Origin of the sequence: Neobacillus niacini, from assembly GCF_048572935.1 — a bacterium.
Classification (GTDB): Bacteria; Bacillota; Bacilli; order Bacillales; family Cytobacillaceae; genus Neobacillus; species Neobacillus niacini.
Window position 1 is genome coordinate 781,284 of record NZ_CP183883.1, and the last position, 26,404, is coordinate 807,687.

Consider the following 26,404-nt stretch of genomic DNA (forward strand, 5'->3'; position numbering starts at 1 on the left):
CTAGCTTACCACTTTTATGACAAAAGTATCAAAAACAAAGACCTAATGGATTAGGTCTTTTTTTCCTTCCCTTTAATACGGTATGAATAACAATTAGTTTCAAAAATCAAAGAAGTTTTTGAAAAATATACAAAAAGTATAAAAGTGTAAGAGACATTGTGATGATGACTGTTTCTGCCCAGCGGCTTTTTTTCTTTTTCTTCCTGTAATTCTGCCGGGTTTTGGGCTGACTTCCTGTCTGATTGACCTTTTGTGGTTGAATGGTGGAATTCGATGCCATTGATTGATTGACAGAGCTGGGTTTTTGACTGCTCATGGCCAATGACATTAGTTCTGTTCTCATTTGAAGTGCATTGGTGTAATGTCCTTGGAGGGCTTTTAGGATAATCTTTTCCAATGTTTGTAAATCCTTTTGTCTTCTAATGGCTTCTCTGAGCTGCGAAATCCCGCCAGTTGTTTTGTTAAAGCGTTTTGGATATGCAGTATTAATCATAATCATTGCTACAGCAAATAAATCGTAAGCAGGGTCTGCCTTTCTTGTTCCTAACCCCCAGTATCCCCGATCATAGAACTCAGTAAATTCTTTAATCGCTCTCCCTTGAATCGTTGTTCCGCCAACATCTATACACCTAATTTTTGGTGTTGGGCCGGTAACGATTAGGTTTTCTGGCTTTAAATCACCAAATACCCAGCCGTTCTCATGAAGCTTATTTAAATCATTTAATAATTGAAGAAAAAGGACAGTGGTCCACGACCTTCCCTTATTCTGAATAAAAGTCATTAAATCAGGGCCTTGAATATATTCCATCGTATAAAATGAAATCTGCCCTCTGCTACTTTTCCAGTCATCCACATCAAGCAAAGAAGGTCCGAGGGTAGACCCTTGGACCTTTGCAAACGACCTTAATACATTAACCTCTGAGGTAATGGACATACCGTTATCGCTCATCTTTAAGGCTACTTGCGAATTTTTAAACTTTGCAAGGTAGACAATGCCGTTTGCTCCATATCCTAGTTCCTTTATAACTGTATATTTATTCGAGTGCCATTTCCCTGTGATTACAGTGCCTGGAGCTACTTTACATCGACTCTTCAAGGAATGATTCATCATCACCGGTCATGAGACTCCTTAATGAACGTTTTGAATTAAATGAAGATAGTGCCGTACGAATTGCGGGACCCGTCGGAGTAATTCCCCCAGTTGTAAGTTGTGAGAAGATACTTGTCAAAGATTGTAGTTTTGGCGTCCAATCTAGAATTTTTTCGACATCATTCTTTTTCCCGGGAAATACAAAAACAGCAAACTGATTATCACCTGTACGTGCATTTAAGCTAAGGGAAAGGTCAAGCAGGGCTTCTTTAACGGTTGGAAGCTTGTGTTTCATACTTGCACTTGTATCGACAAGAATCAACACCTCTAATTCGACAGTTTCTCCAAGTTCATCGACTACTTCCATTACTTCCCCTCGTTTCTCAGGAGGAAGGTCTTCGATTGTCTGTGAACGGCCGAGAATTTGCTGAAGCTCCCTATTTACTACACCTTGGATTGTCTGTGTCATTGCTTTCCTTGTAACCATTTGAACAGTTTGAGAGAGCGCTTGAGCATAAACAATTTGGCTGACTCCGCCTCCGGACATCGCTATTCCCTCTATTTCCGTCATTCCCTTTTCATCAATTACATCTTGCTCCATTACACCGATGACATTTACAGAGATACCTTGTTCTTTTGCAAGTGCAGCCATGGCAATGGGATCTTCACCTTGATTTGAACAGCCGTCTGTTATTAATAAGATCTGACGAATTTTCCCAGTATACATACTCATTCTCCCTCCACTATTCGAGTTACTCCCATTTTCGACACTGCGGAGGGGATTTATACATATTTATATGATTAACCGGATAAAATAGTTGATTACGCTCGTTTCTTCATCTTTGTAACAGGGATACTCGCCCATTTAGGTGTATTGTGCTTAATCTTTGCAACCGCAATGGTCATATCATCACCAATCAAGTTATCCCGTGAACGAATCACCTCTTCCAATATTAAATCAGATATTTCCTGAGGGTCCTCCGTTTGTAATTCTTGGATTTTTCGTTTCATCCATAAATCATAATTTTCCACATGCTTAGGACCCTCAAAGATTCCATCGCTCATCATAATGAGTAAATCTCCTGCTTTTAATTGCTCACTCACCACATCTACTTCAAATTCTTCTAAAATTCCTATCGGCAAATTACTGGCTTGAATTTTGATTACTTTATTTCCCCTTTTTATAAAACTTGGGGTTGAACCTATCTTTAAGAATTTCGCTGAAGCGTTTTGAAGATCAATCATGGCTAGGTCTAACGTTGCAAAAATCTCATCTGTCGTTCGAAGCGATAGAATGGAATTGACTGACTTTATGGCGACTTTTTCATCGATACCTGATTGTAGTATTTTTTGTAAAAGCTGTAGTGTCTCTTTGCTCTCATAATGAGCCCTTTCTCCGTTCCCCATTCCATCACTGATGGCAATGGCGAATTTCCCCAATCCTAGTTCCATGGTTGAATAGCTGTCACCCGAAACAAAACCGCCATCCATTGCAGCATGGGCCATTCCTGTTTCAACGGTATAGGCTTTTGAAGATTGGAACACTACATGGCAGAAACCGTTAGGATAGGCAGCACATTCCTCAGAGGTTACGATAATTTGTTCTCCGAGGATATCGGATAGCATGGGTGCAATTAACTTTTCGCACTCACCGTGTCCATTACAAAATGGAACGGACATTTCAATATCTACATTTCCTGACTCAAGACTATAAATCTCTACATGCTCAACCTGAACACCAAATGCTTGAATAGACTCCAATATTTGATCTTCCTGCTTATGATGATTCTCTCTTTCTCGCTGAATCTCTTTTGCAAAGTTATCCATTACCTCTGAAACACCAAGAAGCTGATCGGCTACAAGTTTCCTGCTTTCCTGTACCTGTTTCTTTAATTTTTGGTTAGCTTGATAAAAGGTCAACTCCTGGCCCACCGCCTCATACACTCTTTTCGAGCGGGTACAGTGCTTATCCCATTCACGGGATAATTTAGGCGAAACTACTCCATCATTTTGATCCATCTCATGAATAATTTCTTCAAGATATCCATAGGTGGTATGAAAATTCTTCGCCCAACACTGCTCCTTTTTAAAGCAAGTATTACAGGTTTTTTCTGTTACATGACTCATAAAATAATCCATTTCACGTTCTTCTTCTCTATCATCAGGCTTTGTTTCCAATTGCGAAAAACTATTTGAAAGTGCATGAAAAACACTAGAGAATTGGGCTACTCTTTGTGCCGTTACATCACGCATTTTTCTCATGTATTTTTGTTGTTCCGTTGTATATTCTGGTGTACCAGGAATATACTTGGCCAATTTGGATGTAAATAACTGCGGTGTTAATAGGAAAAGAACAATTGCTGCAGCAGACTCCAATAGTGTAGTAGTTAAAGAGCCGGCACCACCCTCCTGACCATACATTCCAATTAATAGTGTTGCAATAAACAACCCGATTGCAACGCCTATTTTCTTCCCTTCTTTTAATAAGCCACCTAGTACACCAGAAAACGCAAGCAGGCTCATATGATAAAAGCTAGAAACACTTGCAAGGCTAAAAATTAACCCGGTTACGACACCTACTGTCGATCCTATTGTTGCTCCCGCAATAAATGAAAATACTAAAACAAGATAGCGAGACATAATATGTTCAAGCGATAAATCGTAAATTTTCCAGCCAATCGTTCCGGTCATGATGGAAGCAAGCATGATGATTAGGCACACAATTTCCTCTGTTTTTAACAATTGTCTGCGCTTGTTCAGGATTAATAAAGGGATGCTCTGTAAGAAGATCAGCGTCAGAATAAACGAAAGACTTGCCTGAACACCAACCATCATTGCGTCATAAAGTGTCAGCTGCCTAGCAATAATAAAGGCCTCTGCTAATTTCCCTAACCCTAGAATGATAGCAACAAAAAATGGAATCATTCTCATTTCATTTTTAATCCATCTCTCACTAATCCGATAGATGACTAGAAAAAGGATAGAAACTAAAAAGGTAAATGCTGCATTTTTTAAAGAAACGGTTGCTGCGCCCGCAACCAAACCTACTAATGCCAGTGGAGACCGATCTCTTTTTATTAAGAAGACTGCAGCGAAAAAAGGCAGACTAAAGGGAGCAAGCGTGGATAATATTAAAGCTCTCCCTAATAAGAAACCCACTATAAGTAGTAAGTAACCCTTAATAAGGAAGAAGGATTCAACTTTTATCTGGAACTTTTTCATAACGCTGTCCCAAGACCATTTAGAGGATCGAAAGTTAACCTCTCCGACCGGTTCTAGTAAACTCCGTTCTAGCTTTTCCATAAGTCACACTCCTCTACTAATTCTTGTTAAAGACTATTATAAAATTAATAGATTTAAAATTTTGTCAAATTAGTGAACGTATGCAAAGTTTCGTTCGACGGTTTCCACTATAATTATTCAAATAATGTTGACAAATCGAAAGGATGTCGGAATACGGAATGATTAGTAAATCAAAAAAAACTAATTGACACAAATTGTTTTCATCTGTATTATATTCTTTGTGTCATAAATACTTGGCGGTGTAGCTCAGCTGGCTAGAGCGTACGGTTCATACCCGTAAGGTCGGGGGTTCGATCCCCTCCGCCGCTATACGAAAAGCGAAAGTGTTTTGTTGAACTCTTCCGCTAAATCAAGTAAAAAAGCGTCGACTATCTCGACGCTTTTTTTTATTAGAAAACAAAACAAAAAGACAAGTCGCTGACCTGTCTTAATTAGCAGAATATGTTTTTATAAATAAGCAACAAGTTAACCCCTTCTAGCTCCTCTTCCGCCACGCTTAGATTCTGTGTGACGTTTTAAAGAAGTTAAACGATCCTCACTATCTTTTAAAAACTTCGCCATTTTGGACTCAAATGTCTCTGCTTTAGGAGCATTCCGATCATTTTGTCTGCCCTGACGTGGACGTTGTGAATGTGAGTTCGAATGTGAATGGGATTTTTGTGGCACTTCTGGTCTATCTTTTGCCTTTTTTATGGACAGCCCAATTTTTCCGTCTTTCTCTACATTGATGACTTTAACCTCTACTTGGTCACCAACTTTAAGATGGTCATTGATATCTTTCACATAATTGTCAGCAACTTCACTGATGTGTACGAGTCCAGTTGAGCCACCAGGCAGCTCCACAAAAGCTCCGAAATTTGTAATCCCTGTTACCTTTCCTTGTAACTTGCTGCCTACTTCGATTGACATAAAAAGAATTTTCCTCCTTAAAAAATTAAAAAATCATCTTACTTTATATTATACAGAATGGGAAAAATAAGTGTCAATAAGACTAGTTATTGGTTCTTTTTGCCTTCATTTTCTTCCGGAATATTGAAGATAATTTCACCATTTTCAGAGAAGAAGTATTCCTTTCTAGCAAGCTTAGCAAGGTAATCATCATCATTTAACTTAATGATATCTTCTTTTAAAATTTCCTGTTGTTTCTTTAATTGCGTCAACTCTTGTTCTAGTTGTCTCTTTTGTGCTACTTTTTTATCTAAAGCCGAGGATTGGGAAATAAAGCTAGTAATCATTAAATATGACAAGACAGCAGCAAATACTAAAAACAAGGAAAGTCTTCTATATAATAATTTCCTTTTCCTAGCTGAAGCAATTTCTGCTACTTCTTGCTGGTGGACATAAGTTGATTGGATTTTGGCTATATTCTTTTCTTGTACTGAACTCACTTCCCATCCCTCCTTACTCTTTTGGTCTTTTCCACTTTTTACTCCACTTTACTAAATAGTTCTTGATTTCCATAAAAATTCCTGCCGTTTTATTATATAACTTCTCGACGTATTTTTTAATACTTTTCGGCAAAAGTTTCCAAAGTATTAGGATAATCTTCGCAATCGGCACCCATAGTACCTTAAGAATAAAGAATAAAACCCTTAAAATAAATTTGACAAGGGAAAAGATCCCCCTGCCAACAAGTATCACAATAGAAATAAGCAGTTGAATGATGCCTACGACAGGTTTATAGATAAGCAGTTGGAATGTCCTTCTGATAAACTGGTAAAGAGCTATTACACTCTTTATCATCATTTCAAGTAACTTTAGGTATATTCCCTTAAATAAGCTTTGATATGCAGCAAATCCACAAAGAAGAGCAACAAAAATATAAAAACGCAATTCCCCATTGTTAACTAGGAAAAGAATATAAAAGATAATTAGTGCCTGTATGACCCAAAACAACAAGTCATTAATAAAAACAATCCACGACTTTCGGTTAGGCCGATCTAAGAAACGCTGATAGGTATCAAACATAACACCAAAAAGCGAACCCATCCCAATCATTGAAAGCATGGTAAGGAATTGAGTAGAGAGTGTCATCGGAACAACTTACTAAAGAACCCTTTAGCTTTCTCCCCATGCTGTTCATCTAAGTAAACTAAGTCAAATATCTTTCCCTTAATGGAGACAATACCCTTCTCTACATCGAGGTTTTTCATTTGCAGGTTTTGCCCCTTAATCGCTAAAAACCCCATAGAAGTTTCTAATAAAAACTCTTCATTATCAAAGCTTTCTACTTGTTTAACACCTGTTATATCGAGAAGTTTTCGTCCTCTCATGATGACATCATGCTCTGGAACAGTGCTTTTGGCAGGGTTTGTTTCATAATATTGGCTCATCATTCATCCCTCACAATCATTTGTACAACCATTTATTACAATTTTATGTAAGGGACAAATGAATTAGAACAAGCCTTTTTTAAGCGTCGGTTAGAGCTGTGATTCGCCAATTCTTTCATCTTTAATAATCGTGTACATTTCAGCTGCGGCTTCCTTGCGAGTGGTATCTTGAATTTGGTCAATTCTTGCCGTAACTAGTCTTTGCCCAAGGCGGATTGTGAGTTCGTCACCGACTTTTACTGTTGAACTTGCTTTTCCTTCTTTACCGTTTATAAGAATTCTCCCTTGGTCAGATACCTCTTTTGCCAGAGTTCTTCTTTTTATTAGTCTTGATACCTTTAAATACTTATCCAATCTCATTTATGATCCCCCGTTCTATAGTCCTTTTGATTTTGCTTCATCCCAAAAACGATCAAGTTCCTCAAGGGAATGATCCTCAATCGACTTTCCGCTTTTCTTTACACTATCTTCTATAAATTGAAATCTTCGAATAAACTTTTGATTGGTTTCAAATAATGCCTCTTCTGGATGTATATCTAAAAACCTTGCGACATTGACAAAAGCAAATAGGATATCCCCAAATTCCCTTTTAGCATGAATAAGATTTTTTTTGTGTATTTCAATCTCAAATTCCTCAAGTTCTTCTTTTACCTTCTCCAAAGCCGGTGTTATTTCCTGCCAATCAAAGCCAACCTTTGCCGCTTTCTTCTGGATTTCGTAAGCTCTCATTATATTCGGCATGGATTTCGATATCCCCTCAAGGAGGGAGGATTCATTTTCTCCCTTTTCCTGCTTCTTTATTTCCTGCCAGTTTCGAAGTACTTCCTTAGAATCCTCTGCTTGAACATCTCCAAAAACATGTGGATGCCTGCGAATCATTTTCTCTGACAGTACCTCTATGACATCTTCTATTGCAAAATAGCCATCATCTTCACCAATTTGGGCATGAAGCATAACCTGCAGCAAGACATCGCCAAGTTCTTCGATTACATGATCAATATCACCGCTATCAATGGCTTCAATTACTTCAAAGGTTTCTTCAATTAAATACTTTTTTAGTGACTCGTGTGTTTGCTCCTTATCCCATGGACACCCATTCGGGCCCCTTAATACTGCAATAATCTCCCGCAGCTTGGAAAAATTTTTTAGCATAATTTGTTCATCTTCTACAGGAGGTACATAAACAGAAGTAAGATTATCAAGGGTCACTTTACGGTCTAACTCATACAAAGGAACACGCTCAATGTGTTCATTCCTGCTTCCCGCCGCACGAACAATAACAACCTCATAATCATCAGGAAGTCTCTCCATTAGGGTTAGTTTCGTATTTGAAGCGACAAACTGATCATAAACCTGACTTATAAAAATGTGCTGATCCAGTTGCAGTTGACTGGATTTAAGCAAGGTTCCATCTAAAAGCTGAAAACCATCTATAGGATCAATTTTTAATGATTGAAAAATGGCATCGATAAAGCTTTGACCTCCGCCAATGATGATGTCTACATCCTCTTTTGGACCATCCTCCAGAAGCAATTGGACAGTTTTTTCTGCGACAAGAGGATGACCTGGTACTGCATAAATCACTTGCTCTGTTTTTGCCTTTTCCAGTAGGTTCTGGACAATCTCTTGATATACCTCTTCAAACTGGTCATGCTTTTCATAAATGGAATCAAATGATGTAAAGCCTAGTCCTTCTTTAACTAGTTCTGGAATAACAGGATGTTCCTTTGTTCTTAAATAAACATGATTTGCCTTCATTAACTTTTTGTATACGCCAAAGGGGAGTTGTTCAAGATCTCCTGCTCCTAAACCGAGAATTTCAATTGTTTTGCCCATGTATTTCTAACTCCTATTCTTCTTAGGTAATAAAAGGCTTAATTTGCTGCCGAAAGGAAATAATGATAATTCTTTTTCCAAAAAGACGCCTCCTCTAATGATTAAAAACAAGAAAAGGAATCCTCCTGAAAAGGCACCTCCTAGCGCCTGGATAGCTGCAATTATCCTCTCTGTTCCAACCGGTATCGTAATCATATTGGTTAAGGCTAGAAAGCCTTTTAAAAGCAGCACCATCATGAAAGCTGCTGTTAAAAGGGTTCGAAGGAAGTGAAACGATAGCAGCGTAATCGGCTGCATTTTTTTAAATTTTACGTAAAGAAAACAGAATGCAACTACTAACGTTATAATCGTTGCATAAGCGGCCCCCATTGTCCCAAACGCGGGGACGAATAAATGATTTAAAACGTATTTTAACGGAAGAGTAACTAGAACTGTAACTGCAGGAAATAGCAACGATCCTAGACCTTGCATAATGGCAATAATCGTCGTAATGATGGAACTAAGGAGAATAACAAAACTAAGTATTCCTAATACCGATGAACCTGAGTTATTTTCAAATAACATAATGTTGGCTGGTTCAATAATTGCCCAGAGGCCCACTGAAGCCCCTATACCAATTACGAAAGCAATTCGAATAGCCAGCTGAATCTTATCCTGTAAGAAAGTAATGTCCTTTTTTATCCTTGCACTTGTTATTAACGGTACAAGTGATAAGGACATAGATGCTGCTACAATTGTCCCTAATTGAATTAATGGCTGCCCACGGTCAAATATTCCCTTTAAACCCTTGGCTGTTTCCTTACCATATCCATTCTCTGTAAGCAAAGAGTAAAGGTTTAATGCGTCTGCCATTTGTATCATAATCATCAACATTCCACTGATACAGATGGTAAGACCTTGATAGCTCAGGGTTTTTAAAATAATGCCAACCTCTTGATAATGTCCCAACAGCATACCTTTTCGGGGAGCAATTACTTCCCATTCTTTACGAATCCAAAGGAATGTAAACAAAATGATCGCTGATACCATACTTCCGGTAATAGACCCAAACATCGCACCGCCGCCAACCAGATACAACGAGTACCCCAACTTTGTTAGAACATATGCCGAAAAGAGAATAGTGAAAACTCTTATTAATTGTTCACCTACCTGTGATAGTGCTGTTGGCACCATGTCTCCCTTCCCTTGGTAATAGCCTCGCAAAATAGAGGTAATTGGAAATAACAAAAAGACAATGGAGACAACCTTTAGTAAAATGGCTAATTTCTCATCGTTCATCCAGCTGGCGATATGATTGGCACCAAAATATAGTATGAGAAAGCATATAAGTCCAAATAGCTGTAAAATGATAAAGGAAACAAATAAAAGCCGTCTTATTTTCTCATGGTCACCCTTTTCCTTTTGTTCAGCATATAACTTCGAAATCACCACTGGAAAACCTGTTGTCGCTAACACCATAGCTAGACCATAAAACGGGTATACCTGCTGATATATATAAAAGCCAACATCATGAACAATATTTTGAAATGGAATCCGATATACAGCACTTAAAATTTTTGTTACTAATGCTGCAATGGCTAAAATAAAAGCCCCCCTAAAAAGCGCCTTTGATTGGTTTACATGCTTCATCTTTTATCTCCTAACTAACCTAAACTCGACTGTATTATAGCATAATATAAAGCAAAAGCGCCTTGTAAGGGGCTAGAAATGGATTTCGATACAAATAAAAAAGACAGCGAAGGCTGCCTCTTTTATTTGTGAGTATAATATTAGTTCTAGGACTCCATTTGTCTTGCTAAAAATCCTGCAGCGGTTTCAACAGCCTTTTTCTCTACTTCACCAAGTGTTCCTTCTTTTGAATAGATAATAACTGCTCCAATTGGATCACCGTTTGCAATGATTGGCCCAATTGTATAAGATGAAATGGCTTCATCATTGCCATCGGCTAACGCAATATCACCTTGCTGCGTTACAAGAACCGAATTACGGTCTTCCATTGTTTTTTCAACTAAATCACTTATATTTTTATTTAAATAATCTTTTTTAGAACTACCTGCTAATGCAATGTAACTGTCCCTATCACAAATTAATACCGGGTTACCGAGGCTGTCAAAAAGGGCTTCTGCATACTCTTTGGCAAAATCGCTTAACTCGCTGATTGGTGAATACTTCTTTAAGATAACTTCTCCGTCTCGATCCACAAAGATTTCTAACGGATCCCCCTCACGGATACGCAGTGTTCTGCGTATTTCTTTGGGAATGACAACACGACCCAAATCATCGATTCGACGAACTATTCCAGTTGCTTTCATCCAATGTTGCCTCACTTTCATCTGATGATTTTACTAACTTGGTTATGATATTCCTTCCTGTAGATGGAATCATCACCAACTTTGAACTTAGTATCTTTCATCTGGAAAGTTATATACACATTCGTAATATTTTTTCACAAATAGGAAAATTATCCTACCAATGGATGATTTCATCCTGGCGATTTACATAGTTAAACAGGGTTTTCCTGACCCTTTTTTGCAGCTTGAATCCCTTTTATCATCTCAAATGTTATATTTAGCCAATATGCTGTGTCGGTCCCTTTAATCTGAAGGGTCATTTTAAGTTTCTGGCCTTCCATTCCAAGTCCAATCATTCTTGGATATTTACTGCTGATTGCAAATACCTTTTGTCCATCGATGGTGCTGCTTGCTCGATCATTGACCAGAATGGTTACTTCTTGTTTGGTCTGTTTTATGCTTTCAACACCCGCTAGAAGCGCATAAACCTTCATTTCGGCTACCTGGAATAGATAGTCGACTTCTTCAGGGTATTCACCAAAACGATCAAGCATTTCAGCTTGAAGTTCTTCAATGTCTTCTAGCGTTTGTACACCTCTAAAACGCTTATACATTTCAATTTTTTGATGACCATCTTTAATGTAAGTATCAGGGATGTAAGCATCGATTTCTAAGTCAATTTCAACTGTCGCTTTTTGCTCAGCTTTCAAATCACCTTTTCTTTCCTCAATCGCTTCTTTAAGCATTTGAGAGTACAGATCAAATCCTACTGAATCAATAAATCCGTGCTGCTGTGCACCTAGTAAATTTCCCGCACCTCTAATGGATAAGTCACGCATCGCAATTTTAAAACCAGATCCAAGCTCTGTAAATTCCTTAATCGCCTGTAAACGTTTTTCCGCTACTTCTGTTAATACCTTATCTTTTCGGTGGGTGAAATAAGCATACGCAACACGATTAGATCTTCCGACACGGCCTCTCAGCTGATAAAGCTGTGAAAGTCCCATTCGATCGGCGTCATAGACAATCAACGTGTTTACATTTGGGATATCTACCCCTGTTTCAATGATAGTCGTGCTGACAAGTACATCAAACTCACCAGACAAAAAGCTGAGCATGACCGATTCCAATTCATTTTCTGACATTTGTCCATGTGCGAAGGTAACTCGGGCATCCGGAACCAGCATTGATATTTCCTCAGCCTTACGTTCAATATCTTCTACTCTGTTATATAAAAAGTAAACTTGTCCGTCTCGTGCAAGTTCCCTCTCGATAGCTTCTCTGACAAGCGCTCCATTGTATTCCATCACATACGTTTGTACAGGAAAACGGTTCTCTGGGGGTGTTTCGATAACAGATAAATCACGCACCCCGAGCATCGACATATGCAGCGTTCTTGGTATCGGTGTTGCCGTTAATGTCAAAACATCGATATTTGTTTTTAACCTTTTTATCTTTTCTTTGTGCGTTACGCCAAATCTTTGCTCTTCATCAATGATTAATAAGCCTAAATCTCTGTACACGATATCCTTAGAGAGGATGCGATGGGTTCCAATTACAACATCGACTGTACCTGCTTTTAATCCCTTTATCGTTTCAGTTTGTTGCTTTTTAGACCGGAAACGGCTTAGCAGACCAATATTGATCGGGTAATCTTGGAATCTTTCCCTCATCGTTTCAAAATGCTGCTGCGCTAAAATTGTTGTTGGTACAAGTAGTGCTACTTGTTTACCATCAGCAATGGCCTTGAAAGCAGCTCGAATCGCAACCTCTGTTTTTCCATAGCCCACATCACCACAAAGCAAACGATCCATTGGTCTAGGTCTTTCCATGTCCTTTTTAATCTCATGAATCGACCGGAGCTGGTCCTCTGTTTCTTGGTATGCAAAAGCCGTTTCAAATTCTCTCTGCATGTCTCCATCTGGAGAAAAGGCATAACCTACAGCTGCTTCCCGTTCTGCATAAAGCTTAATTAAATCATCGGCAATGTCTTGAACGGAGGATTGAACTTTCTTTTTAACCTTTTTCCAATCACTTCCGCCAAGTTTATATATTTTGGGCTCTTTTCCTTCTGAAGCTACATATTTCTGAACAAGATCAATTTGTTCAACTGGAACATAAAGCTTATCTGATCCATGATAACGGATATGTAGATAATCTTTATGGACACCGTTTATGATTAAGGTTTCAATCCCCAGATACTTTCCTATACCATGATTAACATGGACAACATAATCTCCGACTTTAAGTTCAGAATAACTCTTAATCCTTTCTGCATTTGAGAGCTTTTGCCTGTTGGCAGACTTTTTGACACGTTTAGTGAACAGCTCTTCCTCTGTGATCACAGCTAATTTCTGAATTGATAGCTCGAATCCAGTTTGCAGGTTCCCTTTCATTATCTGCACTTTTCCAGGCAAGAGCTGTTGGCCGCTCTTGGCAATGGAGGCGTCTATTTCATAATCTTCTAAAACTCGTTCTAATTTTTTTACTCTTTCATCATCGGGCCCTAAAAAGAGAATCGTATAATTTCCTTTTTTCCATCTGTCGACTTCTGCCTTCAGCAGGTGCATTTGTCCATGGAAATTCTGCATTTGCTTACACGAAACATTAATAATATTTTGCGGGCTCGTATTTGCAACATGGCGAAGAAACAAACTCATATAAAGAATCGGAAACTCTTTTTTATGAAGCAGCCCGTATAAATCATGGGAAATAGCCAAATCATGAATAATTTGACCTTCACCAAGAAGGGCAGTATACCATTCTGCTTCTTCCTTTATTAAGGATTCATTCATTTCTTGGACACGGCTTATTTCATCAATAAACACCATCCCATTAGAAGGAAGATAGTCTAGTAAACTAGTACCGCCATCGTATGCTAGTGAAAGATATTTAAATACATGTTCTGGTTTATGATTATTTTTTAATTGTTCGAGCTCAAAACTAATATTCTGCGAGAGCTGAATTTTTGCTTTATCGTCCTTTAATTTTCGTAAGCTCTTTGCTAATCCATCTTCCAGATTACCAATTAACCGGCTATAATTCTCAGCCTCAAAAAGAACCTCTGTAGCAGGTCCAATTAAAACCTCAGCCGTTTTTTCGATGGAACGCTGGTCTTCTAAGGAAAAATAGCGAATGGAATCAATCTCGGTGTCAAATAACTCAATTCTTATCGGATTGCTCACTGTTAGTGGATAAATATCAATAATCCCGCCCCTAATACTAAACTCACCAGGGGTCGAAACCATATCTACCCGTGCATAACCCATCTTAACAAATGTGGTTAGTACCTCTGTTACATCGAGATCATCACCGACTTTATAGGTCAACTGGTACTTCTTCCAGATGTTTTTTGGAGGAATGACTTTTCTTAGTCCAGCAATAGGAACAATAATAATACCTTTGTTTTTCTTACTAAAATGGTTTAAGGCTTCAATCCTTTGTGCCTTTAACTCTGGGCTTGCAATACTCATTTCAGCTGCTATTAATTCATTTGCTGGAAAAAGAAAAACTTCATCCTCACTTAATAGATTTACAATATCATCATAGAGTTTTTGTGCTTGCAAGAGATTATGGGTAATAAATAGAATGGGTCTCTTCATCTGCTCGTAAATAGCGGCAGTTAAGACTGTTCTTGATGAACCCGATAATCCAGCAATGAGTTGTTCCTTCAAGCCCACTTGGACTCCAGATATGATAGAGTGAATATCTTCTTGCTCAATAAATAATGATTTTAAACCTTTCAAAAGCTAGTTCCTCCTCCCTTTGAATCTTTGTTTAGTAGTTAACGTTAGCATTAGCATTTTAAAAAATAGAAAAATGCTTTGGAGTGCTTCCAAAGCTGTTAATGAATGAGGAAATCATATTGGTGATAATCTGGATTTCTTTCTAATGCCTCCTGACAATCCTCACATATGGCTGTAATGTTTATATTACCAGACAAGTCATAAGCAACCATCTCTTGTCTTTCCTGCTCTGTTAATTTATGAAGACCGAGCGCTTCGCTGTGTATGGATGACTGTTCAATGGAGCCTAGGTTCGTGCCACAATGACGGCAATGGTAATGAATGGCCACTCAGGTAACCTCCCTATTCTACTACTATTAATAATAGTATTTACGGGGAAAAGAGAAGTTATTCATTCGATTCTTTCATTAAAAAAAGAATTGTTTTATTTTATGTAAGTAAAGGTTATCCCATGAACAATTACTGATTAAATTCATTCATTACCTGTAAAAAAGGCTTTTCTAACCAAACCTTACAGGCCTCAGCACTCTTCTTTACAGCTTCCTTAGTTAATATAAACTCTTCTTCATTGAAACGCCCCAACACATAATCAGGGACCTTCATACCATTTCTAGGTCGATCAATCCCAATTCGTATTCTGTTAAACTCTTGGGTCCCAAGATGTGCCACTGTTGATTTAATTCCGTTATGCCCGCCAGCACTTCCTTTTTGACGAAGCCTGATTTTTCCTGCCGGCAAGTCAAGATCATCGTAAATGACCACAAAATCTTCTAACTCAATCTGGTAATAGTCCATAATGGCTCTAATGGATTCTCCAGAGAGATTCATATACGTCAGCGGCTTGAGTAAAACTACTTTCTCACCTTTATGAAAACCAATTCCAAATAATCCTTTGAACTTTGATTGATTTAAAGGAATATCTAATTGATTTGCCAGTTCATCAATGACTTCAAAACCAATATTGTGTCTCGTGTTTTCAAACTGTTTCCCAGGGTTTCCTAAACCAACAATTAATTTCATTCTTACCCTCTCTTTCGGCCCAGTCCACCTGTTTAATAATTTTCGGAGCATTATTATCTCTCCCATTTAATAATACGTCTTTTTATTGATAAATGCGACAAAAGACGTAACCCTTTTCAGGTTACGTCTGAATACTATTGTCCAGCAGCCCCTAGGCTCTGCTGCTTTTCTATTCTCCTACTGGATCCGTTTCTCTGCCTTCTTCGTTATCAGGGTGACCGCCTTCTTGCTGCTCACCTGCGTTGATTTCCTCTTCTTGACGAGGAGGGAGAATGCTGGCAACTACTTCATCTTCTTCATGATTAATCGTAAAAGATCCTTGATAAAGGATATCGGAGACCTTTAATGTTTCACCTACCTGCAGGTTCGTTACATCCACTTCAATTTGCTGTGGAATTTCCGTTGGTGTAGAGGTAATCGATAATTCATGAACAGACTGCTGGAGAACACCGCCATCCTTTACTCCTGCTGCCTCTCCAGTTAGAACGAGTCTTACCGTTACGTTAATCTTAGAGGATTTATCAACGGCTAGAAAATCGACATGAATGATTTCCCTTTTAATAAAATCCTCTTGATAGTCAGTTAACACGACATCCTGTTTACTTCCGTCTAAATCAAGTGAAATGACTCCATTTCTGCCCACATCTCGAATTGTTTTGGTTAAATCCGCAGAGCTGACAAAAACAGGCTTACTTTCAAGCTTCCGACCATATATTACAGCAGGAATATTCCCTGTTTCTCGAATTCTTCTTAACTCCGATCTCCGCAGTTCCTTACGTTCCTTTGCTTGTAAAAGCGTACTCATGAGTTTAGTCACCTTCCTAGTTTTGTTCTGAACTGTCTCTATAAAAATTCCCCAAAACAGGAAGGTCTAAACATTTAATTTATTTGTTGTGTTAATTTGTCTTGTTGATTAATCAAATAAAGTACTTACTGATTGTTCTTCATGAACACGGATAATCGCTTCGCCCATTAAAGGCGCTACGGATAGTTGAATGATTTTATCTGTCTTTTTCTCTTCTGGCATAGCGATAGAATTTGTAATAACTAATTCTTTGATTTTTGAATTTTGAATTCTATCCATTGCCGGCCCAGATAAAACAGGGTGTGTACAGCAAGCATATACTTCTTTTGCACCGTTCTCTACCAGCGCATTTGCTGCAAGCGTGATAGTTCCTGCTGTATCAATGATATCATCAATTAAGATCGCAATTTTCCCCTCAATATTACCAACAATATTCATTACCTCTGCAACATTTGGCCGTGGACGACGTTTGTCAATAATTGCAATAGGTGCTTTTAATCGTTCAGCTAATTTCCGGGCTCTCGTTACTCCGCCGTGGTCAGGAGAAACGATAACGATGTCGCCATTAAACTCTCTTTTTAAGAAGTATTCCGCTAAGATCGGTACACCCATTAAGTGATCAGTTGGAATTTCAAAGAATCCTTGAATCTGTGGTGCATGTAAGTCTAAACAGATAACACGCGTTGCCCCTGCAGTTTCAAGAAGGTTTGCCACTAATTTAGCGGTAATCGGCTCACGAGCACGTGCTTTACGGTCCTGACGGGCATATCCATAGTACGGCATAACAATATTAATTGTCTTCGCAGAGGCCCTTTTCAGAGCGTCAATCATGATTAACAATTCCATGATGTTCTCATTAACAGGTGAGCTAGTCGATTGAATGACATATACATCACAGCCGCGGATACTCTCTTCAATATTAATTTGAATTTCTCCGTCACTAAATCTCGTTACAGAGCTTTTGCCTAATTCTACACCAATAACCTTGGCAATCTCTCTCGCTAAAGGCAGGTTTGAATTTAGACTGAATACCTTTAAGTTTGGATCTAAGTATTGATTCGACATAATGCCCTCCATATTAATGCTTATTTTTTCTTATTAAGCTTATCGACATAGTTTTCTTTATTTACCTGCTGTGCACGTGCAATGGATAATGCATTACCAGGAACATCTTTAGTAATGGTTGAACCTGCAGCCACATACGCACCTTTTCCAACAGTAACTGGCGCAACTAGATTTGAATTACAGCCTATAAAGACTCCATCCTCAATCCTTGTTAGAAATTTATTTTTCCCATCATAATTAACGGTTATTGATCCACAACCAATATTTACATCACTGCCAACCTCTGCGTCACCAATATAGCTAAGATGTGAAGCTTTACTTCCTTTACCAAAAACTGCCTTTTTGATCTCAACAAAGTTCCCAATTTTCACTTCATCGTGAATGTTGGAATCCGGTCTAATATGGGCAAATGGACCGATATTAACAAGAGATCCAATTGAACTATTATAAGCAGCGGATTGACGGATTACCGTTTCATCTCCTACTTCGCATGTATCAATTTCTGAATTCGGTCCGATTTGACAATCTGAACCAATCACCGTTCTGCCTTTTAAGATTGTACCTGGAAGAACAATTGTATCCTGGCCAATAACAACATCCGATTCGATGTATGTATTCTCGGGGTCAATAATCGTAACACCATTACGCATATGATTTTCATTTATACGGCTGCGCATAATTCTTTCTGCTTCAGCCAAAGCAACTCTATCATTAACACCTAATGTTTCTTCAAGATCAGTCGTTTGGAACGCAGTAACTACTTCTCCCTGATTTTTTAGGATTTCAACTACGTCTGGAAGATAAAATTCACCTTGAACATTATCGTTTGAAACCTTCTTCAATGCTTCAAACAATGCAGCATTATCAAAACAATAGGTACCAGTATTAATTTCATTTATTTCCCGCTCTGTCTCTGTTGCATCTTTATGTTCAACAATTTTTTCAACAAAACCATTTTCATTTCGAATAATTCGCCCATATCCTGTTGGGTCATCAATTTTTGCTGTAAGAATTGTTGCTTTTGCAGATAACTCCTCATGATGTTTAAATAAAGACTCCATCGTTTCTGCTTTGATGAGAGGTGTGTCACCACAAACTACAATGGTAACTCCTTCCTTCCCCTCTAAGTTCTGTTGCGCCTGCATAACAGCGTGCGCAGTTCCAAGCTGCTGATCTTGCAGGGCATAATGGCTTTCTTCCCCTAATTGAGATTTTACCATTTCCGCTCCATGACCAATTACGGTAACCAATTCTTTAATATTAAGTTTCTTCACTTGATCAACAACATGTTGAACCATCGGCTTTCCACATACGGGGTGTAATACTTTATATAGCTTTGACTTCATCCGGGTTCCTTGTCCTGCGGCCAAAATCACAGCATAACGATTATGCATGTTCAAGTCCTCCAATTTTACCTTTTTTCATGGTTTATGAGAAAAGAGCCTGTAAACTTCTTTCTAAAGTTCAAAATATCTTATTCCGTGTTAAATCGGCTTTAAGATTTAAATAACATCTTTAATAAAACAGCCTTATCCATTAAAAATATTAACGTAATTAGCGAGGCATTTCAAGGAATGTAAGAAAAGTGTCCGAATTTGTTATTTTGAAAAAATTAGCGGAAGAAAGAATAAAAGGGGAAAAACGGGGAATTAAAAAAAGAGCACTACTTGTTGTAGTAGGCTCTAGTTGAATACTACTTTCTAGGAAGCTCCGGCTTCTTCAAATTCTACTTCTAGTTCTCCTAAGCGATGGTACTCAGCCAAGACAGCTTCTTGAATTTTTCCACGCGTTCCAGAGTTGATTGGATGCGCAATATCACGAAATTCTCCATCTGGAGTGCGTTTACTTGGCATAGCCACAAATAAACCATTGTTTCCATCGATAACGCGGATGTCATGAACAACGAATTCATTGTCTAATGTAATTGATGCAATCGCTCTCATTCGGCCATCCGTGTTAACGCGGCGTAATCTTACGTCTGTTACTTCCATGTGCTCACACCCTTTTCTTATGTTAAAAAGCTAGTGTTATTAATTCAACATGGTTTCTAGTAAATCCTTCTTAATCTAGTAAATATTTTAAAAATATTTCAGAAAAAATAATGAACATTTCCAAAAGTCAGATTTTTTAATATTAATATAATGGTTATAGCATAAAATAAAGTCCTGTTATTAATTATTGTTGATTTTCGTGTAGTAATGAAAACTCATAGGCGGAGAATTTCCGGCTAATGTATATAAAAGCAGCTTAAGAAGCGGATATAAGCGGAGATATTCCGATTAACTGCTCTAAATAAGACAAAATCCAAGGATTTGGTTAATATAAACGGAAAGACTCCCTTTATTTTTAAAGAAATATGAGTTTTTCCCAATTTAGATGGACTTTTTCCGTTTATTTTTCAAACACAGTGAAATCAACATTCTGAGAGCTAAAATAAAAAAACGCTCGATTATTTCACGAGCGCAATCACTTCGATTTCTACCAATGCATCTTTAGGTAATCTTGCTACCTCTACACAAGAACGCGCTGGTTTATTCGTTGAGAAATATTCTCCATACACTTCATTAATGGCTGCAAAGTCATCCATACTTTTAATAAACACAGTAGCCTTTATCACTGTCTCAAACGAAGCTCCTGCGGCTGTAAGTACGGCATCTAAATTTTTAAAAACTTGATGAGTTTGTTCTTTAATACCGCCCTCGGTCATGACTCCCTCTGCTGTCAATGGAATTTGACCAGAACTATAAAAAAGATTATTTACAATGATTCCTTGAGAATAGGGACCAATAGCGGCAGGTGCTTGGTTGGTTTGAACTACTTTCATACTTATTCCTCCGTTCTTCGTTTAAAATAGTTTCCTTCTGTAACTTGTATCCTTTTTTCCTTTACATCCACATCAGTCAGTTTAACTAGTGATTTGTACTCATCTACAAGTCGTTCTTCAATTTTTTCTGCTTCAACCAAAACAGCAATACCAGCGACGGAGGCATTAAATTCTTCTAGTAAGCTGATCATTCCCATTACCGTTCCGCCTGCTTTCATAAAGTCATCGACAACTAAGACCCTGGAGCCTTGAGCCAAACTTCTTTTTGAAAGTACCATGGTTTGTATTCTTTTTGCAGATCCAGAAACATAGTTAATACTGACAGTTGGACCTTCTGTTACTTTACTATCTCTTCTTACAATCACAACAGGTGTGTTCAACTGACTCGCTACAGCATAAGCAAGGGGAATCCCCTTTGTAGCCACTGTCATAACCACATCTATTTTAGTATTTACATAGGCGGAAGCAATAATCCTGCCGGCCTTTTGGACCACGGAAGGGTCACCCAAAATATCTGTTAAATACAAGTATCCCCCTGGCAAAAGCCTATCAGGGTGGGCAATTAACGAACATAACTCACTTACAAACGGCCTGGCCTCTTCATCACTTACACTTACAAAAAATTTAACCCCGCCCGCTGCACCAGGTACAGTTTGCAGCGTTCCGATTCCTCTTTGTTCGAATGTCTCCTTCACTATTGCTAAGTCTTCACTGATAGAAGATTTCGCAGAAGAATAACGTTCAGCAAAGAAGGTAAGCGGTACCAGCTGACGCGGATGGTCAAGTAAATAGCTTGTCATATCGATCAATCGTTCACTGCGGCGAAACTTCATAGCAATCCTCCAAAAAGACGAATGTTCTAATAATAGGATATCACTAATGTACGTTTTTAATCAAGAGTATGTCGTTCACCGAGCATCCTTACAGCAAATACTTGGTCACAAAAACCTCTTAGTCCATTATAGATGCGATGCATTCTTGAATCATGCTGGACAATGCCAAAGACTGTCGGTCCGCTTCCGCTCATCAATACTGCATCCGCTCCAAAACGCTTCATCTGTTCCTTAATTTGCGCTACCTCGGGATGGAGTTTTAATGTAACATCTTCCAAGACATTTCCGACATTTTCACATACACCTTGATAGTCATTGTTGTGAATCGCCTTAACCATCTCGCCAATTTGAGGGTGCTGCATGCCATTTAAATCCAACCGGCGATAGACCTCAGCTGTCGATACCCCAATATAAGGTTTTGCTAAAATAACCCAGCACGTTGGCGGAGCAGGAAGGTCAGTTATCATCTCTCCTCTGCCCCTCGCTAAAGCTGTGCCGCCATATACACAAAATGATACATCTGAGCCTATTTCCGAGCCAAGGACAGCTAATTCATCCAACGTTAAACCGAGTTCCCATAACTTATTAAGGCCTCTTAGGGTTGCAGCAGCATCACTGCTGCCCCCAGCTAGTCCGGCCGCCACAGGAATTGTTTTTTCAATTGTAATTTGGACCCCTTTTTTCACTTGGTATCGGTCCTTTAACAATTGTGCCGCTTGAAAGGCTAAATTCCTTTGGTCATCAGGAACATAACGGTTGTGGGAGAGAATATGTATTTTATCCTGTTCTAATAATGTTAGTTCAACACGGTCCGCCAAATCAATCGTCGTCATGATCATCTCAACTTCGTGAAAACCATCAGGACGCTTATATAAAACATCTAAGGAAAGATTAATTTTGGCTGGTGCTTTTACTAAAAGCTTCACTATGCACACCTACACTTCTATCGTTCATATATTTTTTCCTATTTTACCACAAAACTCCTGATAGGAAAAAAGTCTATAAATATTTAATGCTTTTTGTATTATTTCAATCCTATTCTTATGGAAGAGGTATTTGGACAGCTTCAGCTTTTTTGGAGCTTGCCTTGTCCGAATGTGACCTGTCTTCGGACAGCTTCAGCCTTTTTTGGGCTTGCCTTGTCCGAATGTGACCTGTCTTCGGACAGCTTCAGCTTTTTTGGGGCTTGCCTTGTCCGAATGTGACCTGTCTTCGGACAGCTTCAGCTTTTTTTGGGCATGCCTTGTCCGAATAAGAGCAGTCTTCGGACAGCTTCAGCTTTTTTGGGGCTTGCCTTGTCCGAATGTGACCTGTCTTCGGACAGCTTCAGCCTTTTTTGGGCTTGCCTTGTCCGAATGTGACCTGTCTTCGGACAGCTTCAGCCTTTTTTGGGCTTGCCTTGTCCGAATGTGACCTGCGTATACTCTTTAAAATAACTTTGATTTAACAATTATCGATGATAGCAACGATATTCCCTAAAAAAAGCATATTTAAAAGCCAGGGGGATTCTACCCTCTGGCTTTGCCGTGGTGTTTGTTTTGTTTAAACATTGAGAAGCGCAGTGCTGCTTTAAAATATGCTAACGATGAACTGCCTTTTAGAGGTTACGGTTGTTTTTCATCAGCTGCTCTGAGGCCAGTTCAACTGCTCTTTTTACCATGTTTCCTGCGTCCTTCGCTCTGATGCCGCCCCAGCCCTCTTTTTGAACGACATCATAAAAACCAAGCTCTTTTGCAAGTTCTTCTTTAAACTGACTAGACATGACACCTCTTCTTCTTGCCATCTAAACAACCCCTTTTTTACACTCACGGCAGTATTAGTATGGTATTAAGTGAATTATTCAATTAGTTATTTAATATGCTGTGTTAAAAAAGGCTGTTGATTTGCGCTCCACTAGGGAAAGCTTCCTTGAATAATCACCGCAGTGACAGGCCGCCTTTGCCTGTCACGAGGCGCTACGCTTTCCGCGGGCTCGCCCGTGAGCCTCCTCGGTCGTTCCGACCTGCGGGGTCTCACTCAGCTCGTACATCCAGCAGGAGTCGAGCGCCTTCCGCTCCAATCAACAGGTTCTTAAACCAACAGTTTTCCTTAACACAGCCATTTATTAAAAAGCAAAAGGCAGAAAATCAGATGATTTTCTGCCCTAAAAAATTGCCCTATATTCTAACTTAAAGCTATGTGTCCTGCTGCATCTTCATAGAAGGTTATTTGAACCGTTTCAGTAAGTACATCTGCATAGCTGTATGAAACTCGTTCAAATGAATTCTCTTCTTGATCTAACTCGATTACAAAAACCGAAGGGTACGTTTCGGCTAATACGCCTGATCGTTCGATTGTCTTTCTACGTCCTCCGTTTGCCTTCAGCAACAATCTTTTCCCTAAATTTGAATCAAGAGCCTTTTTGATATCGGCTAAGGTTTTTGGCATTCGGTCCACCTCACTGTGTAAAGTATATCACACTGACATAGTCCCTGTCAAATAAAAACATAAAATTATATCAGTCCGACAAAAAGATTGTCAATATTTTTTCTTCTACTTTTTTTCCCATTTTTCAACAATCATTATGATTTCCTTAACAAGAGCTAATTATGTGCATATAAAAAAATAAGCCTTTATTTTTTTTCTAAAGGCTTATGATTCTTCTTCCTGGACAGGATTATAAGGCATTCCTGTTCGTAAGACCCCTTTCGTTTCAATTCCTCCGAGACCTTTTTCTCCAGTAAGTGTGTTTCTTAATACATCCCAAACATTGATACTTTCCATAAACGGCGTGAAGCTGATTTTTGCAACGATATAAACAGGGTCCAGTGCATGGATATTGATTCTTGATGGTGAACTAGCAAAGTTCGCTCCTGCATGAATCAAGGATTCAAAGTGTGATTGACAGGCACCTGCAAAAATGACAAGTTGATCTAAATGGGGTATTTTCCTGCGTGCTTCCTTAACGGTTTGGACAAAGTGCTTCGAGTGGCGGTATGCGTTGATATCTGTTATCTTTCCCTTCGACTTTGAATAGGCATCATGACCCGTAATGACTAAAATATCAGGCCGGTATTGATCGATTAAACCGCCAATTTTATGTGGCATTTCCTTTTCGTTACAATGGATGCCATAAACAGGAATACCAATTTTTTCATATAACGTCATGCACTTTTGTAAGTAATCAGAATCGCCATCCAAATGAAGCACCCTTCCAGGCATTTGAAAATAATTGGCTGGCTGAACATAGCCCCCGGTCGCTTCATAATCCCGCCTTTGCTTTAGTAAATCGACGTCCTGTGCGAATAAACGGAAGGATTGCTCTTCAAGTGTTCTGTATTCCTGTACTATTTTGGACCTTACATTAGGGTTAATCACCACTAAATCATCGTAAGGTGCGTCTGCCATCAAGCGAATATCCTCACCATATAGAACTGCAAATTTCTGGCCATTTAGTGTTTGAATATCAATAACTCGGAATAGAATATCACAGTTATAGGACCGTCTGCCGACAATATCCATCATCTTTATATTCACTGCTGTCACTCCAATTAGACCAGCGTATAGGCCTTCCAAATAAAGTTTTTCTTTGATAGGCTATGCACCTACACAGTATTTTGTGAATGGACGGCTATAGTCAAAAAAAATAGACCTAAATAAGGTCTATTGGAAATAGTGAAGCAACTCATCGCTCAGGCGCCCAAATTCCTGAACAGATAGAGTTTCTCCTCTTCTTGTCGGGTCAATGCCGGCAGCGTTAAGTGCACTTATGATTTCTTCCTTCTTTTGTTTTCCATCTGGAAGTTGACTCGTTAAATTATTTAGTAACGTTTTTCGCCTTTGCGCAAAACTTGCTCGTGTTACTTGAAAAAAGAACTTTTCATCCTTGACGCTTACCGCTGGTTCTTCCCTTCTGGTTAAGCGGATAACAGCGGAATCTACATTTGGCTGAGGAACGAAGACTGTTTTTGGAACAATCATAACCGTCTCAGCCTTTGTATAGTACTGTACAGCGATGGAAAGTGAACCGTATTCTTTTGTACCAGGACGAGCTGAAATGCGGTCTGCGACCTCTTTTTGGAGCATACAGACGATACCTCTGATTGGGATTTGTTCCTCTAACAGCTTCATAATAATTGGAGTCGTCACGTAATAAGGAAGATTCGCCACAACCATCAGGTCATCAACCTCTGTAAATTCTGTCTCGATCACTTCCTGAACATCTGCCTCTAGAATGTCATTATGTATCACTTTAACATTTTCATATGGTGAAAGAGTGTCCGCTAATATTGGTAATAATCTTTGATCAATTTCAAATGCAACTACTTTTTTGCTGCGGCGTGCAAGCTGTTCAGTCAGAGCTCCAATGCCAGGACCAATTTCTATCGCCCCTGATTGGTCCCCCAATTCAGCAAAGTCAACAATTCTATGTAAGATATTTGTGTCTATTAAAAAGTTTTGCCCTAGACTTTTCTTAAAAGAAAAGCCGTATTTTTCAAGTATTGCACGTGTACGAATCGGGGTAGCAATGTCTTTATTCATTTTTTTCCTCCTGTATGACAACTGCAAGAGCTTCTGCAAATTCCTGCTTGCTGATTTGGAACATCATTAACCTTTTATATAATTGTTTCCCATTGGTATAACCAATTTTCAAAAGTTTTCCCAACATGATCCTGCGTTCTTTTGAACCTGGTCCTCCAACGAGTCCAGCCATAATTAAATCTTCCTGTGTGATTTCCTCTTGAATCGTCTCTGACATAGTTTGTGCATCTCTTAATGCATTCCTTATTGCTTCTAGAGGTGCATGTTCCACACCAAGACCTTTTCCATTTTTAGCAACAGCGACTTCTTTTATTAAGAAAGCATGTTTTGCCCCAGGGACTTTTTCCGCAATCGTTTTCCTGATTTTTTCTCCTGGAAAATCCGGGTCTGTAAAAATGATAACCCCTCTTGTTGCTTGTGCTCTTTTTATTTTTTCAATCGTTTCCTCATTAATTGCTGATCCATTGGTTTCTATTGTATCTGCGTCAACTGCTCGTTTAATCGTGGTAGTATCATCTTTTCCTTCCACCACAATGAATTCCTTAATTTTCATTATTTCCTCCGGACATGAATGATAAAAATAAAATAATTTGAAAAAAAAATGAAACATTTTTGTAATGTCCACCGTCTATATTTACAAAGTCATTCATATTATTAAGTAATTAGATTAATGTATTCGATGCAAGTATAAAGAATATTAGAGAAAAAGCAAAATGCAGAGGCTCATTTAAACCTCT

The 26,404-nt window shown here is 38.7% G+C and carries 26 protein-coding genes and 1 tRNA gene; 1 reads left to right on the forward strand and 26 read right to left on the reverse strand.

Going from position 1 to position 26,404, the window contains the following annotated elements; translation table 11 throughout:
• Window positions 1-106: 106 nt before the first annotated feature.
• The 3 genes from ACN6MT_RS03715 to spoIIE all read right to left on the reverse strand — a co-directional run bounded on the left by ACN6MT_RS03715 (window position 107) and on the right by spoIIE (window position 4,393).
• Entirely contained in the window at window positions 107-1,111 is a 1,005-nt protein-coding gene (locus ACN6MT_RS03715; RefSeq protein ID WP_419956372.1) for a protein kinase domain-containing protein, read from the reverse strand.
• Entirely contained in the window at window positions 1,080-1,817 is a 738-nt protein-coding gene (locus ACN6MT_RS03720; RefSeq protein ID WP_063254874.1) for a vWA domain-containing protein, read from the reverse strand. The genes ACN6MT_RS03715 and ACN6MT_RS03720 overlap by 32 nt, the downstream gene beginning before the upstream one ends.
• Before the next feature lie 95 nt (window positions 1,818-1,912).
• Window positions 1,913-4,393, reverse strand: coding sequence for a stage II sporulation protein E (gene spoIIE / locus ACN6MT_RS03725; protein WP_419954814.1), 2,481 nt, complete (start codon window positions 4,391-4,393; stop codon window positions 1,913-1,915).
• Between the two features lie 235 nt (window positions 4,394-4,628).
• Here spoIIE and ACN6MT_RS03730 point away from each other — a divergent pair.
• A tRNA-Met gene (locus tag ACN6MT_RS03730) sits at window positions 4,629-4,702 on the forward strand.
• Between the two features lie 156 nt (window positions 4,703-4,858).
• On the opposite strand, the gene ACN6MT_RS03735 is transcribed toward ACN6MT_RS03730, so the two are convergent.
• The 23 genes from ACN6MT_RS03735 to rnmV all read right to left on the reverse strand — a co-directional run bounded on the left by ACN6MT_RS03735 (window position 4,859) and on the right by rnmV (window position 26,220).
• Window positions 4,859-5,302, reverse strand: a complete 444-nt coding sequence (locus ACN6MT_RS03735; RefSeq protein WP_419954815.1) for a S1 domain-containing RNA-binding protein — start codon at window positions 5,300-5,302, stop codon at window positions 4,859-4,861.
• A gap of 86 nt (window positions 5,303-5,388) precedes the next feature.
• Complete coding sequence (locus tag ACN6MT_RS03740) at window positions 5,389-5,781, reverse strand: FtsB family cell division protein (protein WP_063254877.1); 393 nt, start codon at window positions 5,779-5,781, stop codon at window positions 5,389-5,391.
• A gap of 13 nt (window positions 5,782-5,794) precedes the next feature.
• A complete protein-coding gene (yabQ, locus tag ACN6MT_RS03745; RefSeq protein ID WP_419954816.1) occupies window positions 5,795-6,427 on the reverse strand; it encodes a spore cortex biosynthesis protein YabQ in 633 nt (210 codons plus the stop codon).
• Entirely contained in the window at window positions 6,424-6,726 is a 303-nt protein-coding gene (gene yabP / locus ACN6MT_RS03750; RefSeq protein WP_063254879.1) for a sporulation protein YabP, read from the reverse strand. Before yabP ends, yabQ begins: the two co-directional genes overlap by 4 nt.
• A gap of 90 nt (window positions 6,727-6,816) precedes the next feature.
• Window positions 6,817-7,086 carry an RNA-binding S4 domain-containing protein gene (locus ACN6MT_RS03755; protein ID WP_063254880.1) on the reverse strand — a complete coding sequence of 90 codons (270 nt, stop codon included), beginning with the start codon at window positions 7,084-7,086 and terminating at the stop codon, window positions 6,817-6,819.
• A 15-nt stretch (window positions 7,087-7,101) separates the two neighbouring features.
• Complete coding sequence (gene mazG / locus ACN6MT_RS03760) at window positions 7,102-8,562, reverse strand: nucleoside triphosphate pyrophosphohydrolase (RefSeq protein ID WP_419954817.1); 1,461 nt, start codon at window positions 8,560-8,562, stop codon at window positions 7,102-7,104.
• A gap of 6 nt (window positions 8,563-8,568) precedes the next feature.
• A complete protein-coding gene (locus ACN6MT_RS03765; protein ID WP_419954818.1) occupies window positions 8,569-10,191 on the reverse strand; it encodes a putative polysaccharide biosynthesis protein in 1,623 nt (540 codons plus the stop codon).
• 146 nt (window positions 10,192-10,337) lie between these two features.
• Entirely contained in the window at window positions 10,338-10,874 is a 537-nt protein-coding gene (gene spoVT, locus ACN6MT_RS03770) for a stage V sporulation protein T (protein ID WP_063254883.1), read from the reverse strand.
• A gap of 191 nt (window positions 10,875-11,065) precedes the next feature.
• Window positions 11,066-14,599, reverse strand: a complete 3,534-nt coding sequence (mfd, locus tag ACN6MT_RS03775) for a transcription-repair coupling factor (protein ID WP_419954819.1) — start codon at window positions 14,597-14,599, stop codon at window positions 11,066-11,068.
• Between the two features lie 98 nt (window positions 14,600-14,697).
• On the reverse strand, window positions 14,698-14,928 hold the full coding sequence (locus ACN6MT_RS03780; protein WP_063254885.1) for an anti-sigma-F factor Fin family protein: 231 nt from the start codon (window positions 14,926-14,928) through the stop codon (window positions 14,698-14,700).
• 130 nt (window positions 14,929-15,058) lie between these two features.
• On the reverse strand, window positions 15,059-15,619 hold the full coding sequence (gene pth / locus ACN6MT_RS03785; protein WP_419954820.1) for an aminoacyl-tRNA hydrolase: 561 nt from the start codon (window positions 15,617-15,619) through the stop codon (window positions 15,059-15,061).
• Window positions 15,620-15,788: 169 nt separating this feature from the next.
• Window positions 15,789-16,424: a 50S ribosomal protein L25/general stress protein Ctc gene (locus ACN6MT_RS03790; protein WP_419954821.1), complete on the reverse strand. Its 636-nt coding sequence runs from the start codon at window positions 16,422-16,424 to the stop codon at window positions 15,789-15,791.
• A gap of 108 nt (window positions 16,425-16,532) precedes the next feature.
• Window positions 16,533-17,489 carry a ribose-phosphate diphosphokinase gene (locus ACN6MT_RS03795; RefSeq protein WP_419954822.1) on the reverse strand — a complete coding sequence of 319 codons (957 nt, stop codon included), beginning with the start codon at window positions 17,487-17,489 and terminating at the stop codon, window positions 16,533-16,535.
• Between the two features lie 20 nt (window positions 17,490-17,509).
• On the reverse strand, window positions 17,510-18,883 hold the full coding sequence (glmU, locus tag ACN6MT_RS03800; protein WP_419954823.1) for a bifunctional UDP-N-acetylglucosamine diphosphorylase/glucosamine-1-phosphate N-acetyltransferase GlmU: 1,374 nt from the start codon (window positions 18,881-18,883) through the stop codon (window positions 17,510-17,512).
• A gap of 306 nt (window positions 18,884-19,189) precedes the next feature.
• On the reverse strand, window positions 19,190-19,480 hold the full coding sequence (gene spoVG, locus ACN6MT_RS03805) for a septation regulator SpoVG (RefSeq protein ID WP_003347151.1): 291 nt from the start codon (window positions 19,478-19,480) through the stop codon (window positions 19,190-19,192).
• A 458-nt stretch (window positions 19,481-19,938) separates the two neighbouring features.
• Entirely contained in the window at window positions 19,939-20,313 is a 375-nt protein-coding gene (locus tag ACN6MT_RS03810) for a RidA family protein (RefSeq protein WP_063254889.1), read from the reverse strand.
• Between the two features lie 2 nt (window positions 20,314-20,315).
• Entirely contained in the window at window positions 20,316-21,146 is an 831-nt protein-coding gene (gene purR, locus ACN6MT_RS03815; protein WP_419954824.1) for a pur operon repressor, read from the reverse strand.
• 56 nt (window positions 21,147-21,202) lie between these two features.
• Complete coding sequence (gene ispE / locus ACN6MT_RS03820) at window positions 21,203-22,072, reverse strand: 4-(cytidine 5'-diphospho)-2-C-methyl-D-erythritol kinase (RefSeq protein WP_063254891.1); 870 nt, start codon at window positions 22,070-22,072, stop codon at window positions 21,203-21,205.
• 671 nt (window positions 22,073-22,743) lie between these two features.
• Window positions 22,744-22,929, reverse strand: a complete 186-nt coding sequence (locus tag ACN6MT_RS03825; RefSeq protein ID WP_419954825.1) for a small, acid-soluble spore protein, alpha/beta type — start codon at window positions 22,927-22,929, stop codon at window positions 22,744-22,746.
• 380 nt (window positions 22,930-23,309) lie between these two features.
• Window positions 23,310-23,573, reverse strand: a complete 264-nt coding sequence (gene veg / locus ACN6MT_RS03830; protein WP_063254892.1) for a biofilm formation stimulator Veg — start codon at window positions 23,571-23,573, stop codon at window positions 23,310-23,312.
• A 204-nt stretch (window positions 23,574-23,777) separates the two neighbouring features.
• Window positions 23,778-24,662 carry a sporulation peptidase YabG gene (yabG, locus tag ACN6MT_RS03835; RefSeq protein ID WP_063254893.1) on the reverse strand — a complete coding sequence of 295 codons (885 nt, stop codon included), beginning with the start codon at window positions 24,660-24,662 and terminating at the stop codon, window positions 23,778-23,780.
• A 126-nt stretch (window positions 24,663-24,788) separates the two neighbouring features.
• Window positions 24,789-25,667, reverse strand: a complete 879-nt coding sequence (gene rsmA, locus ACN6MT_RS03840; RefSeq protein ID WP_419954826.1) for a 16S rRNA (adenine(1518)-N(6)/adenine(1519)-N(6))-dimethyltransferase RsmA — start codon at window positions 25,665-25,667, stop codon at window positions 24,789-24,791.
• Window positions 25,660-26,220 (reverse strand): ribonuclease M5, encoded by a 561-nt coding sequence (gene rnmV / locus ACN6MT_RS03845; RefSeq protein WP_419954827.1) that lies wholly within the window; start codon window positions 26,218-26,220, stop codon window positions 25,660-25,662. Before rnmV ends, rsmA begins: the two co-directional genes overlap by 8 nt.
• Window positions 26,221-26,404 lie beyond the last annotated feature (184 nt).